The sequence below is a fragment of the Pseudomonas sp. P4_C4 genome (genome assembly GCF_056402055.1).
The window spans coordinates 283,129-297,671 of record NZ_JBFUID010000001.1; the positions used below are offsets into that span (position 1 = coordinate 283,129).

The window sequence follows — 14,543 nt, forward strand, 5'->3', positions numbered from 1 at the left end:
AGGATGTGATGCGTCGCCGTGCGACGCTGCTGCAACGCCTGCACATCGACGGCCCATTGTTGATCCTGCTGCTGACTCTCGCCGCCGGCAGCCTGTTCGTGCTGTATTCGGCCAGTGGCAAAAGCTGGGATCTGCTGGGCAAGCAAGCCACTTCGTTCGGCATCGGCCTGGTGTCGATGGTCATCATCGCCCAGTTCGAACCGCGCTTCATGGCGCGCTGGGTGCCGCTGGGCTACGTGGTCGGGGTAATGCTGTTGCTGGTGGTGGACATCATGGGCCACAACGCCATGGGCGCCACCCGCTGGATCAACATTCCCGGGGTGATCCGTTTCCAGCCCTCGGAATTCATGAAAATCCTGATGCCGGCGACGATCGCCTGGTACTTGTCCAAACGCACCTTGCCGCCCCAGCTCAAGCATGTGGGCGTCAGCCTGATGCTGATCGGCGTGCCGTTCATTCTGATCGTGCGTCAACCGGACCTCGGCACTTCGCTGCTGATCCTGGCCGGCGGCGCTTTCGTGTTGTTCATGGGTGGCTTGCGCTGGCGCTGGATCCTCAGCGTACTGGCCGCCGCCGTGCCCGTGGCGGTTGCCATGTGGTTCTTCATCATGCACGACTATCAGAAGCAGCGAATTCTGACGTTCCTCGACCCGGAGAGCGACCCGCTCGGTACGGGCTGGAATATCATCCAGTCCAAGGCCGCCATCGGTTCCGGCGGTGTGTTCGGCAAGGGCTGGTTGCTGGGGACCCAGTCGCACCTGGACTTCCTGCCGGAAAGCCACACCGACTTCATCATTGCAGTAATGGGTGAAGAATTCGGCCTGGTGGGGATCTGCGCGCTGTTGCTGATCTACCTGCTGTTGATCGGCCGCGGACTGGTGATTACCGCCCAGGCGCAGACATTGTTCGGCAAGTTGCTCGCGGGCAGCCTGACCATGACGTTTTTTGTTTATGTTTTCGTCAACATCGGTATGGTCAGTGGCCTGTTGCCGGTGGTGGGGGTGCCGTTGCCGTTCATTAGCTACGGAGGAACTTCGCTGGTGACGCTGCTGTCAGCGTTTGGGGTTTTGATGTCGATCCATACCCATCGCAAGTGGATCGCGCAGGTTTGAATAAGGTGAAACTTTCAATGCAAGTAATGCGTGGCTGGGCGACTCGGTATGCGCCATGGGTCGGCCTGGTAAGCATCCTTGGCACCGTGCAGGAAGCGTTGGCCGGCGACTACGAAGGCTCACCCCAGGTGGCCGAATTCGTCGGTGAAATGACCCGCGACTATGGTTTCGCCGGTGAACAATTGATGGGTGTGTTCCGCGAAGCCGAGCGCAAGCAGTCGATTCTGGACGCCATCTCGAAACCCGCCGAACGGGTCAAACAGTGGAGCGAATATCGCCCGATGTTCATCACCGATGCGCGCATAGCCCGGGGTGTGGATTTCTGGCGTCAGCACGAAGCAGTGTTGGCCCGTGCCGAGCAGGAATACGGCGTGCCGGCCCAGGTGATAGTCTCGATCATCGGCGTTGAAACCTTTTTCGGCCGTAATACCGGAAATTTCCGGGTGATCGATGCCTTGTCGACCCTGGGTTTCGACTATCCTCCCCGTGCCGAGTTTTTCCGCAAGGAATTGCGTGAGTTCCTGCTGCTGGCCCGCGAAGAGCAGGTCGATCCATTGACGCTCAAAGGCTCCTACGCCGGCGCAATGGGATTGCCGCAATTCATGCCGAGCAGTTTCCGCGCCTATGCGGTGGATTTCGACGGTGATGGCCATATCAACATCTGGACCAACCCGGACGATGCCATTGGCAGTGTCGCCAGTTACTTCAAGCGTCATGGCTGGGTCGCCGGCGAACCGGTAGTCAGCCGCGCCGATGTCCGTGGCGATCAGGCCGACGAGGGTTTGACCACAGGAATCGAACCGACAAAAACCGTCGGGGAGTTGCGAGCCCTGGGGTGGTCAAGTCATGATGCGCTGCGCGATGATATGCCGGTTACCGCTTTCCGCCTGGAAGGCGACAATGGCCCCGAGTACTGGATGGGCCTGAAGAATTTTTACGCGATCACGCGTTATAACCGCAGCGTGATGTACGCCATGGCCGTACATCAACTGTCTGAACAGCTGGTCCAAGCACGGGGCGTCAAGTAATGCGGGCATTGCCTATCGATAAACCCCTGAAGCTGATGGCATTCGCCGCGTTGGCCGTGTTGGTCGCCAGTTGTTCGACCAGCCGCGCGCCGGCCCAGAAGTCCACCACCGCCGTGCGCTCGACGCCGGGGCTGGACATCAACCGCGCCCACAAGGATGGCGCGCCATGGTGGGATGTCGATGTTTCGCGCATCCCGGACGCCACGCCGACCCTGCACACCGGCCCGTACAAGGCTAACCCGTACACTGTGCTGGGCAAGACTTACTTTCCGCTGCAAGAGTCCAAAACCTACGTGCAGTCGGGTACGGCGTCCTGGTACGGCACCAAGTTCCACGGTCAGAACACCGCCAACGGCGAAGTGTATGACCTGTACGGCATGAGTGCCGCGCACAAGACATTGCCACTGCCGAGTTACGTTCGGGTGACCAACCTGGACAACAACAAGAGCGTGATTCTGCGGGTCAACGATCGCGGGCCATTCTATTCGGACCGGATCATCGACTTGTCCTACGCGGCGGCCAAAAAGCTCGGTTATGCCGAAACCGGCACCGCGCGGGTCAAGGTCGAAGGCATCGACCCGCAAACGTGGTGGGCAGCCAAAGGCCGTCCGGCGCCTTTGATGCTCAACGAACCGCAAGTCGCGCAGAATAGCGCCCCGGTGATCACGGCTTCGGCCGGCACCGTCGAGCAATGGACACCGCCGCCGCAGCAACACGCCGCCGCAGCGGTGCCTGTGCAGCTCGATGCTAAAAAAAACGCTTCTGTACCAGCCTCTGGCCAGTATCTGCAGGTGGGCGCGTTCGCCAACCCGGACGCTGCAGAACTCCTGAGATCGAAGCTCAGCGGGATGGTGAGCGCTCCGGTGTTCATCAGCTCGATCGTGCGCAATCAGCAGACCCTGCACAGGGTTCGCCTGGGGCCGATCGGTTCGCCGGGTGAGATTGCCCAGGTACAGAACAGCGTGCGCCTGGCCAACCTTGGTTCGCCAAGTGTGGTCACCGAGTAATACGTAGGACTTGATTGACGATTCACCAGCGATTGGGGGGTGAATCAGGTTGTTGGCTCGTCGAAGAACAAAAGCCCGGCAAGGGTGACTGGAGTGAGCAACTGAACACGCGATGACTCGTTAGAAAGTCATCTGATTTAATTTTGCCTTCGGGCAGTTTCCATTAGCGATTTCGAGAGACGGATGAACATCACCACCTTTGCCAAACGCCTGTGTCTGCTAGTCCCGCTGCTCCTCTCGCCAGCCGCCTTCGCGGCCGAGATGATGCCGTCGCCACCACAACTGGCTGCCAAAGCCTACGTTCTGATGGATGCCAGCAGCGGCAACGTGCTGGTCGAGAACAACGGTGACCAGCGTCTGCCGCCGGCCAGCCTGACCAAGCTGATGACTGCGTACATCGCGACCCTGGAAATCCGTCGTGGCCAGATCGGCGAAAACGATCCGGTGACCGTCAGCGAAAACGCCTGGCGTACCGGTGGTTCGAGGATGTTCATCAAGGTCGGCTCGCAGGTCACCGTCAGCGACCTGCTGCACGGCATCATCATCCAGTCGGGCAACGACGCCAGCGTCGCGCTCTCCGAGCACATCGCCGGCAGCGAAGACGCCTTCGCCGACCTGATGAACAAGACTGTTGCCGACCTGGGCATGACCAACACCCACTTCATGAACCCGACCGGCCTGCCGAACCCTGAGCACTACTCGTCGGCTCACGACATGGCTGTGCTGGCCCGCGCGATCATCCACGAAGACCCGGCTCACTACGCGATCTACTCGCAGAAAGAGTTCTTCTGGAATGGCATCAAGCAACCGAACCGTAACCTGCTGCTGTGGCGCGACAAGACCGTCGACGGCCTCAAAACCGGCCACACCGACGAAGCCGGCTACTGCATGGTGTCTTCGGCCGTACGTGATGGCATGCGTCTGATCGCCGTGGTGTTCGGCACCAACAGCGAAGTGGCCCGTGCCGCCGAAACCCAGAAGCTGCTGACCTACGGTTTCCGCTTTTTCGAAACCCAGACCTTCTATCAGAAGGGCGCCGAACTGGCCCAGGCACCTGTCTGGAAAGGCTCCACCAATCAAGTCAAGGCCGGCCTGGCTGAAGACCTGACCATGACCCTGCCGAAAGGCCAGCTGAAAAAGCTCGCTGCCAGCATGACAATGAACCCGCAGCTGGTCGCGCCAATCGCCAAGGGCGACGTGATCGGTAAAGTCGAAGTGAAGCTGGACGACAAGGTGGTGCACAGCGCTGATCTGATCGCTCTGGACGCTGTCGAGGAAGGTGGTATCTTCCGCCGCATGTGGGATAGCATCCGTCTATTCTTCTACGGCTTGTTCAACTGAATTTAGTGTGCACCTGCATGGCTCCGCGCTGAACTGGCGCGCAGCCATGCCCGTCGCCACGGCTTACGCTTACGAGGCCGTTACGCCATGACCGATACCGAAGTAAAGGCGCCAAAGATCGAATTCCCGGTCACTGACTATCCCGTTAAGGTAATCAGCGATACCGGTGTGGGCAACAAGGACAAGATCATCAAGATCGTCGAGAAACACGCCAAGATCAACGATGAGCGTGTTGACGAGCGCCAGAGCAGCAACGGCAAATACACCACCATCCAGTTGCACATCGTCGCGACCGACCAGGACCAGCTGTACAACATCAACAGCGAACTGCGGGCCACCGGTTTCGTGCACATGGTGCTGTGATGTCCGGTGTGCTGGGCTTTCGCGAGCTCGGCCAGATGGCTTACGAGCCGGTCTGGCATGCCATGCAACGCTTCACCAACGAACGCGGCAGCGATGCCGCCGACGAGATCTGGCTGGTAGAGCATCCACCGGTGTTCACCCAGGGCCAGGCGGGCAAGGCCGAGCATTTGCTGCTCCCCGGTGATATTCCGGTGGTGCAGGTCGATCGTGGTGGTCAGGTGACTTACCACGGGCCTGGCCAGTTGGTGGCTTATCTGCTGCTGGACGTGCGCAAGCTCGGGTTTGGTGTGCGCGATCTGGTCACCCGGATGGAGCAGTGCCTGATCGAGCTGCTGGCCAGTTACGGCGTCACCGCCGTGGCCAAACCCGATGCACCGGGTGTCTACGTCGACGGGGCGAAAATCGCCTCGCTGGGTCTGCGGATCCGCCATGGCTGCTCCTTTCATGGCCTGGCCCTGAACGTGGACATGAACCTGGAACCGTTTCGACGGATTAATCCCTGCGGCTATGCCGGGCTGGCGATGACCCAGCTTAGCGATCACGCAGGATCGATTGAATTTGCCGAGGTAAGTGCCCGGCTGCGCGCGCAGCTCGTCAAACACCTCGACTATGCTGAGCAGACGACCCTGACGGGCGGAATCGACTGATATGACTACTGATGCAGTGCAAACCATGATCCCGACGCTCGATGTCACCGAGCGCCCGGCCCCGCGTCCCAAGGTAGAAGCCGGCGTCAAGCTGCGCGGCGCCGAAAAGGTTGCACGCATCCCGGTGAAGATCATTCCGACTACGGAATTGCCGAAAAAACCGGACTGGATTCGTGTCCGCATCCCGGTTTCACCGGAAGTCGACCGCATCAAGGCCCTGCTGCGCAAACACAAGCTGCACAGCGTGTGCGAAGAGGCTTCCTGCCCGAACCTGGGCGAGTGCTTCTCCGGCGGCACCGCGACTTTCATGATCATGGGTGACATCTGCACCCGTCGTTGCCCGTTCTGCGACGTCGGCCACGGCCGTCCGAAGCCGCTGGACGTCAACGAGCCGGAAAGCCTGGCCATCGCCATCGCCGACCTGAAACTCAAGTACGTGGTAATCACCTCGGTGGACCGTGATGATCTGCGTGACGGCGGTGCCCAGCACTTTGCCGACTGCATCCGCGAAATCCGCAAGCTGTCGCCGAATGTGCAGCTCGAAACCCTGGTCCCGGATTACCGTGGCCGCATGGACATCGCGCTGGAAATCACTGCTGCCGAGCCGCCGGATGTGTTCAACCACAACCTGGAAACCGTGCCGCGCCTGTACAAGGCTGCGCGTCCGGGCTCGGACTACCAGTGGTCGCTGACCCTGCTGCAACGTTTCAAGCAGATGATGCCGCATATTCCGACCAAGTCCGGTTTGATGCTGGGCCTGGGCGAGACCGACGAAGAAGTCATCGAAGTCATGAAGCGCATGCGCGAACACGACATCGACATGCTGACCCTCGGCCAGTACCTGCAACCGTCCCGCAGCCACTTGCCGGTGCAGCGCTTCGTGCACCCGGACACCTTCGCCTGGTTCGCCGAGGAAGGCTACAAGATGGGCTTCAAGAACGTGGCGTCCGGTCCGTTGGTACGCTCTTCGTATCACGCTGACGAGCAGGCCAAGCTGGTCAAGGCCGAGCTGATGTCGTCCTGATCGACGCAATGAAATGAAAAGCGCCCGCACGGTGTTCAGCCTCGCGGGCGTTTTTTTGCCTGGCCTACGGCAATGGCTGTTTTTTCCTGCAACCTGCGGGGCAACGGTTCCTCTTCTGTTTGTCCCCGTTCCTGACTACTGTGTGCTGAAGATTTCACGCAGGGAGATTCACGGATGACCGCTCGACCGACCCACACCCTTTGCCCTCATGCTCCGGTCCCGGCACTGCCGTCGGAAGGCATGATCGGCGTTATCGCACCCGCCGGTCCCGCGCCGCTGGACACCGACAAGGCGGTGCAATGGATGCGTGCCCGGGGTTATTCACTGAAAGTGTTTCCCGGGGTCTACGAAAAAAACGGCTACCTGGCCGGGAGCGACGAGGTACGACTTGGCGACCTGCATGCAGCATTCGCCGACAGCGAGGTGGATGCCATCATCTGCCTGCGCGGCGGTTACGGCACGCCGCGGCTCCTCGACCGCATTGATTTTGATTTGCTGCGTGACAACGCCAAGCCGTTCATCGGCTACAGCGACATCACCGCTCTGCATTTGGCGATCAGTCGCTATGCCGGCTTCGTGACCTTTCATGGTCCGATGCTCAATGCCGACCTGCTGGGTGGCAAGCAAAAACCTACGGAGTCTTCCTTCTTCAACATGCTGCGAGGGCAGGTGAGGGCGGGAACGGTGCTGGCTCATCCGGTGGCTTATCCGCTGACCACGATCGAGCCTGGCGTGGCTCATGGGCGCTTGCTCGGTGGCAATCTGGCCATGATCGCCGCGACCATGGGCACGCCTTACGAGATAGACGCCGAGGGCGTCATTCTGTTGATCGAGGACATCAACGAGCCGCTGTATCGCATCGATCGGTTGCTGACCCATCTGCGGCTGGCTGGCACGTTGCACAAACTGCGCGGCGTGTTGGTAGGGGATGTGGCGGGGGTTGAGTTGGCAGCGCTGGACAGGCTGCTCAAGCAGACCTTCGAGCCATTGAATATTCCGGTGTTGTCCGGGTGGCGAAGTGGGCATTGTGACCCGAACCTGACGCTGCCCATGGGGGCGTTGGTGCGGCTGGATGCGGGGAACAAGGAGTTGGTGTTGGAGCAGGATGTGGTAATCAGATAAGTCGCGAATATCTTGAAAAGATCGCAGCCTGCGGCAGCTCCTACGGGGTTTTGTGTACACCCGTAGGAGCTGCCGCAGGCTGCGATCTTTTGCTTTTAGCGGTTACGCAAGCCTTCCAGCAATTTGTGCGTCGGATACCCGTCCGCCGGCCAGCCAAACGACTGTTGGGCGCTGCGGATCGCCTTGCGCGTGTTGGCACCAATGATCCCGTCGGCGGTGCCGGCATCGTAGTTTTGTGTGCTCAGCAAGTTTTGCAGCTCGATCCGCTCGGTACGGCTCAGTGGCAGGTCATCCTTTGGCCACGTGCCGCTGATCAGTCCCGCGCCATTGAAGCGTTCGGACAACAGGCTCACCCCCAAGGCGTAGGACGACGAGTTGTTGTACTTGAGGATCGCCCGGAAGTTATCGAGCACCAGGAACGCCGGTCCACGGTAACCGGCCGGCAGCAGCAGGGCGGCGGACAGTTGCTCGGAGCCGGCCGGGACCTGGCCACCATTGGGCAGCGTAATCCCCAGTTGCCGCCATTCGGCGACGCTCTTGCGAGTCGTGCCGTCGGCCAGCACGTAGTTGAACCCGCCTGGCAACTGCACCTCGAAGCCCCACGGCTGGCCTCTCTGCCAGCCTGAGCTTTGCAGGTAATGCGCGGTCGAGGCCAGGGCATCGGCCGAACTGCCCCAGATATCGCGGCGCCCATCTCCATCGAAGTCGACGGCATGGGTGTTGTAGGTGGTCGGAATGAACTGGGTCTGGCCCATGGCGCCGGCCCAGGATCCGAGCATCTTCTCGGGTTCGATATCGCCTTGTTGCAGGATTTGCAGGGCGGCAATCAATTGTGCGTGGGCGAAACCGGGACGACGGCCTTCGTAGGCCAGGGTCGCCAGCGAGTTGATCACCGACTTGCTGCCCTGGAACTGGCCAAAGTTGCTTTCCATGCCCCACACGGCCACCAACGCCTGACGATCAACGCCGTAACGCTGCTCGATGCTTTGCAGGATGTCGGCGTACTGGTTGACCAGCGACTGGCCTTTGCGTACCCGCAGCGGCGACAAGGCGCCGTCGAGGTATTCCCACACCGGTTTTGCGAATTCCGGTTGGCTGCGATCGGCACGAATCACACTGGGGTCGAAGCTGACATCGGCGAAAGCGCGATCAAACAGATCGGCGCGGATACCGGCGGCCAAGGCATCCTTGCGGAAACCCGCCTGCCACTCGGCGAAGGTCTGGGTGGGTTGGATGTCGAGGTTTTCACCGTTCGGAACCACAGGCGGAACAACCGCCGGGGCGGTGGCGACAGGGAGGGTCTGAAGCGGCTGGGCGTCGGCGGCGGTAGGTTTTTCCGCGCAGGCGACTAGCAAAACGAGGCTGGAGGCAGCAATCAATTGGCGCAAGTGCCAACGACGGGAAAGACAAAAGGGCATGCACGGGTCCAGGGAATACGGATCAGGTGCAAACCTTAACATGTTGAGCGGATGCTTGCCTTTCAGGCCGCCAGAAAGCAAGAAGCCTCCCAGCTGTCAGACTGGAAGGCTTCGCGGCGGTAACTGCCTTTGCCCTTGGTGGGGCGTTCCTGGCGGCTGCGGAACAATGGCTGGGCGATGATGGATTTGGCTTTGTTGGGGCCATGCTTCGATGGCTTTTTGCTCATGATGATTTCTCGCAAGTGAGTGGATTTTGCGGGGCAAATCATCGACCGAAGTTGGGGGGCTGTCTATAGGGCAAATGGATTTGAGTTTTGTAGGAAAAAGATCAAGAGATCGCAGCCTTCGGCAGCTCCTACAGGTATACGCAATCTCATGTAGGAGCTGCCGAAGGCTGCGATCTCTTGATCTTATTCGGCAGGCAACGCCAGTTTTTGCCCGGCCATCAACAACGTCAACCGACTCAGGCTCATCCACGGCGAACCCGCAGCCTGGCCCTTGATCTGTGCGTCGATACGCTGTGCTTCGAGCAAAAGTTGCGCCCAGCGTTGCGCCGAGTAGCGTTGCAGGGCTTTGCTCATCAACGGTTTACGTTTGTCCCAGACCGGTGGCTTAGCCTGGCTGAAGGCCTTGTCCAGCGGCGTGCCCTGACTGTATTGCAGGGAAATATTGGCCAGCAGGCGCAACTCCCGGGCCAGGGCCCAGAGAATCACCGGCGGCTCGACGCCTTCGCCGCGCAATCCTTCGAGCATGCGCAACGCATGGACTGCTTCACCATTGAGCACCGCATCGGTCAGCCCAAAGACGTCGAAGCGCGCACTGTCGGCCACCGCCGCCTGTACGGTTTCAACGGTGATCTGACCTCCTTCGGCCATCAGTTTGAGCTTTTCGATTTCCTGGGCGGCGGCCAGCAAGTTGCCCTCGACCCGCGCGGCGATCAGCTCAACGGCGTCCTGGCTGGCGGAAAGCCCGGCCTGGGACAAACGTTGGCGGATCCAGCTTGGCAACTGGGCGACATCGACTGGCCAGATCTGCACGAACTGGGTCTGTTGTCCTTCGACCAGCGCTTTGCCCCACTTGGTTTTCTGCGCACTACCATCGAGTTTCGGCAGGCTGATCAGCAGTATGGTGTCGTCAGCCGGGCGCGAGCAGTACTCGATCAGCGCGGCGGCACCTTTGTCGCCGGGTTTGCCGGAAGGCAAGCGCAGTTCCAGCAGGCGCTTTTCGGCGAACAGCGACATGCTGGCACCGGCTTGCAGCAGCGTCCCCCAGTCGAAACTGGCGTCGGCGGCAAACACCTGGCGTTCATCGAATCCCTGCTGACGGGCGGCAGTGCGAACAGCGTCGGCCGCCTCCTGGCACAACAACGGGTCATCGCCGCTGATGATGTAGACCGGCGCAAGGGCACCTTGCAGGTGTTTGGCGAGTTGGGCGGGGGCGAGCTTCATAAGAGAGGGCGAACGGGGCGCCTGAACGCCCCGTAAGTCTTACTGCCGCGGCAGTTCGACAGGCGACTGGCGCGGGGTATCCGCTTCAGCCTTCTTTGCCGCTTCCAGTGCCGCGGCATCAGCCTTGGCCTTGGCTTCGGCAGTCTGTTGCAGCTGATCCAGTTGACCTGGGCTCAGTTGTTGCAGGCGCAGCATCATGCGTTGAACCAGCTCGCGGCGAGCTTCTGTCCGGGCCGTTGCGGCTTCCTGGTCGGAACCCATCAGGTTGTTGCCGTCGTGCAGGTAGATTTTCTGCACTTCAAGCTTGTCGCTCATCAGTGGCAGGTCACCGCGACCACGGATGTCGTAGTTCAATACGGTGGTCACCTGGTACTCGCCAGCACGACCGGCACCTGCGTAGCTGAGGATGCGTTGGCTTTCCTGCTCATTGGTCAGCACCAGTTTGTAAGGTGCGCCGTTATAGACCTTGACGCCGTTGCCTTCCAGTACCTGACGCAACTGGGTCACGGTTGGACCGTAGGCGTTACGGGCGCTCAGGTCGAGTTCCTTGATCGCCAGTTCGTCGGTGCCGGTGCCGCGCAGCTGGAAACCGCAGGCGCTCAACAGAACCGCGAGGCCCATCACCAGCAGATTGCGTTTGATCATCTTGTTGCTCCCCTTGAAACCATGTGGGCCGATCAAGCGGCCCGAAAGGTTTTACTCGGCGCCAGGCTCACCTGGCGCCTGATCCAATTAGCTGGCGACGATATTGACCAGTTTCCCGGGCACTACGATCACTTTACGGATGGTCAGACCGTCGACGAAGCGCAGGACGTTCTCGTTGGCGCGGGCGGCTGCTTCGACTTCTTCGCGGCTGGCACTGGCGGGCATTTCGATCTGGCCACGCAGCTTGCCGTTGACCTGGATGACGAGCGTCAGGCTGTCCTGCACCAGTGCGCTGTCGTCCTGCACCGGCCAACCGGCGTCGATCACAGGATCAGCGTGACCCAATTGATTCCATAGTTCGTGGCTGATGTGCGGCGTGATCGGAGCCAGCAGCAGAGTCACGGTTTCCAGACCTTCGTGAATCAGTGCGCGATCCTGCTCGGTGCCTTGCGCGGCTTTTTCCAGCACGTTCATCAGTGTCATCACCTGGGCGATGGCGGTGTTGAATTTGTGGTTCTGGCCGACGTCCTGGCTGGCCTGCTTGATGGCCAGGTGGATCGAGCGACGAACGGCTTTCTGCTCGTCATTCAGGCTGGCGACGTCCAGTTTGCCCGGCAGGCCCTGGGTGACGTGCGCTTGAGCCAGACGCCAGACACGCTTGAGGAAGCGGTGCGAACCTTCCACGCCGGAGTCAGACCATTCCGCGCTCATGTCAGGCGGCGAGGCGAACATCATGAACAGGCGGCAAGTGTCTGCACCGAACTGGTCGATCATCGACTGTGGGTCGACACCGTTGTTCTTCGACTTGGCCATCTTCTCGGTGCCGCCGATTTCCACCGGCAAGCCGTCAGCTTTCAACTTGGCGCTGATAACCTTGGCCTTGCTGTCACGCTCAAGCTCGACGTCCGCCGGGTTGAACCAGGTGTAAGCGCCATTGGCTTCGCGACGATAGTAAGTCTCGGCGATCACCATGCCCTGGGTCAGCAGGTTCTTGAACGGCTCGTTGGAGCTCACCAGGCCTTCGTCACGCATCAATTTGTGGAAGAAGCGCGCGTAGAGCAGGTGCAGGATCGCGTGTTCGATACCGCCGATGTACTGATCCACCGGCAGCCAGTGGTCGGCTGCGGATTTCTCCACGAGGCCGCCTTCAAAGTGCGGCGAGGCGTAGCGGGCGTAGTACCACGACGACTCGACGAAGGTGTCCATGGTGTCGGTTTCACGCTTGGCAGGCTGGCCACATTTAGGGCAGCTGCACTCGTAGAACTCAGGCATGCGCGCCAGTGGCGAGCCGGCGCCGTCCGGCACCACGTCTTCCGGCAGTACGACCGGCAATTGATCTTCCGGTACCGGCACATCACCGCAGGTGTTGCAGTGGATGATCGGGATCGGGCAGCCCCAGTAGCGCTGACGGCTGATGCCCCAGTCGCGCAGGCGGAACTGGGTGCGCGAGGCGCCCAGTTCTTTCTTGATCAGCGCAACTTCGATGGCGTCGAAGGCACCCGCGAAGTCGAGGCCGTCGAACTCGCCGGAATTGATCAGCGTGCCGTACTCGCCATAGGCGTCTTGCCATGGCGTCGGGTTGCTATCACCGGAACTGGTGCGCACGACCGATTTAACCGGCAGGTTGTACTTGTGGGCGAACTCGAAATCGCGCTCGTCGTGGGCTGGAACCGCCATCACCGCGCCATCGCCGTAGTGCATCAGCACATAGTTGGCGACCCATACCGGCAGTTTTTCGCCGGTCAGCGGGTGCTCGACGAACAGGCCGGTCGGCAGGCCTTTTTTCTCCTGGGTGGCGACGTCGGCTTCAGCCACGCTGCCGCCCTTGCATTCAGCGATGAACGCTTGCAGCTCAGGATTGTTCTGTGCAGCGAGGGTGGCCAGGTGGTGCTCGGCGGCCACGGCGACGTAGGTCGCGCCCATCAGGGTGTCCGGACGGGTGGTGAAGACTTTCAGCACGCCCGCTTCGCCGATGGAATCGACGTTGTACGGGAACTGCACTTCCATGCCGCGGGATTTGCCGATCCAGTTGCGCTGCATGGTCTTGACCTGTTCAGGCCAGCCCGGCAGGTCGTCGAGGCTCTCCAGCAGCTCATCCGCGTAGGCGGTGATCTTGAAGTAGTACATCGGGATTTCGCGCTTTTCGATCAGCGCGCCGGAACGCCAGCCGCGACCGTCGATCACTTGCTCGTTGGCCAGGACGGTCTGGTCGATCGGGTCCCAGTTCACGGTGCCGCTTTTTTTGTAAATCACACCTTTTTCGAACAGGCGGGTGAACAGCCATTGTTCCCAGCGGTAGTAATCCGGCTTGCAGGTGGTCACCTCGCGCGACCAGTCCACCGCCAGGCCCAGGCTGCGCAGCTGGGTCTTCATGTAGGCGATGTTTTCGTAGGTCCACTTGGCGGGCGCTACGTTGTTCTTCATCGCGGCGTTTTCCGCCGGCATGCCGAAGGCGTCCCAACCCATGGGTTGCAGAACGTTCTTGCCTTGCATGCGCTGGTAGCGGGAGATCACGTCGCCGATGGTGTAGTTGCGCACGTGCCCCATGTGTAGCTTGCCGCTGGGGTAAGGGAACATCGACAGGCAGTAGAACGTCTCCTTGCCTGGCTGTTCACTGACTTCAAAGGACTTTTGCTCGTCCCAGAACGACTGGGCGGCGGCTTCGATTTCACGGGGCTGATATTGTTCGTGCATGGCTACTTTTGAACTGAATAGGGGTGGCCTAATCCTCTTCAATGCAACGCTGGACGGTGAACACGCCACATTGGCGTTTTCGAGGCCCAGCCGAGCTGGAAGTGGAGTTACAGGAAGCGCCGTAGCATACATGACCGCGCTCTACCGAGGGAAACCCTGATTGCTGCCGCACGTCCTGCAAAAACCGCTGCGAGGGCCGTTGGTCGCGGCGTTCAGCCGGTTTGTTCATGGAAGCTAAGCTCTAACTGGGGAGTAGGTCTTATCTTCCAATGAGGTGAGGGATGGTTGAGTCTCAGCAAAAAGCTACAAAACCGGAGCTGTACGAAAGGCTGATCGATCGTTTGGCCTTGGCCCTGGATGCGGCAAGGACCGCTGGCCGGTTGCGCGACGAACACCCTCTGGAACTGGAACTGCGTGGTCTGAGCCCCGCAGAGTTTGCACTGGTCAAGGCGTATCTGGATCGCAGTGAGCGTGAGACACACGGATGCTTGTCAGAGGCGGTAAAGCAACTCGACGTACCACGTTCGGCCAAGATTATCTGGCTCAAGGACAAGGTTCCCGGCAGAGACGCGGTAAAGGTCCGGTCCTTCCAGTTCAAATAGGGCACAGAGCCGTACTCCATGGTTTTTTGAAGCATAGTCCTCCTGTATTGATTGTCGCATTGCGCGAACCCACTTAGGCTTCGGGCATCTCC

Annotated in this window: 14 protein-coding genes; 9 read left to right on the plus strand and 5 right to left on the minus strand. The window is 60.3% G+C overall.

The annotated features are described in order from the left end of the window. Nucleotides 1-8: 8 nt before the first annotated feature. The 8 genes from rodA to AC1DXW_RS01360 all read left to right on the plus strand — a co-directional run bounded on the left by rodA (nt 9) and on the right by AC1DXW_RS01360 (nt 7,644). On the plus strand, nt 9-1,112 hold the full coding sequence (gene rodA, locus AC1DXW_RS01325) for a rod shape-determining protein RodA (protein WP_477759730.1): 1,104 nt from the start codon (nt 9-11) through the stop codon (nt 1,110-1,112). A 17-nt stretch (nt 1,113-1,129) separates the two neighbouring features. Beyond that, nucleotides 1,130-2,140, plus strand: coding sequence for a lytic murein transglycosylase B (gene mltB, locus AC1DXW_RS01330; RefSeq protein ID WP_477754629.1), 1,011 nt, complete (start codon nt 1,130-1,132; stop codon nt 2,138-2,140). Beyond that, entirely contained in the window at nt 2,140-3,147 is a 1,008-nt protein-coding gene (locus AC1DXW_RS01335) for a septal ring lytic transglycosylase RlpA family protein (protein ID WP_477754630.1), read from the plus strand. The genes mltB and AC1DXW_RS01335 overlap by 1 nt, the downstream gene beginning before the upstream one ends. 183 nt (nt 3,148-3,330) lie before the next feature. Beyond that, complete coding sequence (locus AC1DXW_RS01340; RefSeq protein ID WP_477753833.1) at nt 3,331-4,488, plus strand: D-alanyl-D-alanine carboxypeptidase family protein; 1,158 nt, start codon at nt 3,331-3,333, stop codon at nt 4,486-4,488. An 87-nt stretch (nt 4,489-4,575) separates the two neighbouring features. Next, nucleotides 4,576-4,851, plus strand: a complete 276-nt coding sequence (locus AC1DXW_RS01345) for a DUF493 domain-containing protein (RefSeq protein WP_007990615.1) — start codon at nt 4,576-4,578, stop codon at nt 4,849-4,851. After that, on the plus strand, nt 4,851-5,498 hold the full coding sequence (lipB, locus tag AC1DXW_RS01350; RefSeq protein ID WP_477753832.1) for a lipoyl(octanoyl) transferase LipB: 648 nt from the start codon (nt 4,851-4,853) through the stop codon (nt 5,496-5,498). The genes AC1DXW_RS01345 and lipB overlap by 1 nt, the downstream gene beginning before the upstream one ends. 25 nt (nt 5,499-5,523) lie before the next feature. Continuing rightward, the gene (gene lipA / locus AC1DXW_RS01355; RefSeq protein WP_162276382.1) at nt 5,524-6,522 is read left to right on the plus strand and encodes a lipoyl synthase; all 999 of its coding nucleotides are present in this window, start codon (nt 5,524-5,526) and stop codon (nt 6,520-6,522) included. Between the two features lie 174 nt (nt 6,523-6,696). After that, nucleotides 6,697-7,644, plus strand: a complete 948-nt coding sequence (locus AC1DXW_RS01360) for a S66 peptidase family protein (RefSeq protein WP_477753831.1) — start codon at nt 6,697-6,699, stop codon at nt 7,642-7,644. 95 nt (nt 7,645-7,739) lie between these two features. On the opposite strand, the gene AC1DXW_RS01365 is transcribed toward AC1DXW_RS01360, so the two are convergent. The 5 genes from AC1DXW_RS01365 to leuS form a co-directional block, all read right to left on the minus strand. Then, nucleotides 7,740-9,062, minus strand: a complete 1,323-nt coding sequence (locus AC1DXW_RS01365; protein WP_477753830.1) for a lytic murein transglycosylase — start codon at nt 9,060-9,062, stop codon at nt 7,740-7,742. A gap of 62 nt (nt 9,063-9,124) precedes the next feature. After that, entirely contained in the window at nt 9,125-9,289 is a 165-nt protein-coding gene (gene arfA / locus AC1DXW_RS01370) for an alternative ribosome rescue factor ArfA (RefSeq protein ID WP_025108699.1), read from the minus strand. A 183-nt stretch (nt 9,290-9,472) separates the two neighbouring features. Beyond that, on the minus strand, nt 9,473-10,510 hold the full coding sequence (gene holA / locus AC1DXW_RS01375) for a DNA polymerase III subunit delta (RefSeq protein WP_477753829.1): 1,038 nt from the start codon (nt 10,508-10,510) through the stop codon (nt 9,473-9,475). 39 nt (nt 10,511-10,549) lie between these two features. After that, complete coding sequence (locus tag AC1DXW_RS01380; protein WP_477753828.1) at nt 10,550-11,155, minus strand: LPS-assembly lipoprotein LptE; 606 nt, start codon at nt 11,153-11,155, stop codon at nt 10,550-10,552. A gap of 87 nt (nt 11,156-11,242) precedes the next feature. Continuing rightward, a complete protein-coding gene (gene leuS, locus AC1DXW_RS01385; protein ID WP_477753827.1) occupies nt 11,243-13,849 on the minus strand; it encodes a leucine--tRNA ligase in 2,607 nt (868 codons plus the stop codon). A 281-nt stretch (nt 13,850-14,130) separates the two neighbouring features. Between leuS and AC1DXW_RS01390 the strand changes: the two genes are divergently transcribed. Further along, the gene (locus tag AC1DXW_RS01390; RefSeq protein ID WP_108216349.1) at nt 14,131-14,451 is read left to right on the plus strand and encodes a hypothetical protein; all 321 of its coding nucleotides are present in this window, start codon (nt 14,131-14,133) and stop codon (nt 14,449-14,451) included. Nucleotides 14,452-14,543 lie beyond the last annotated feature (92 nt).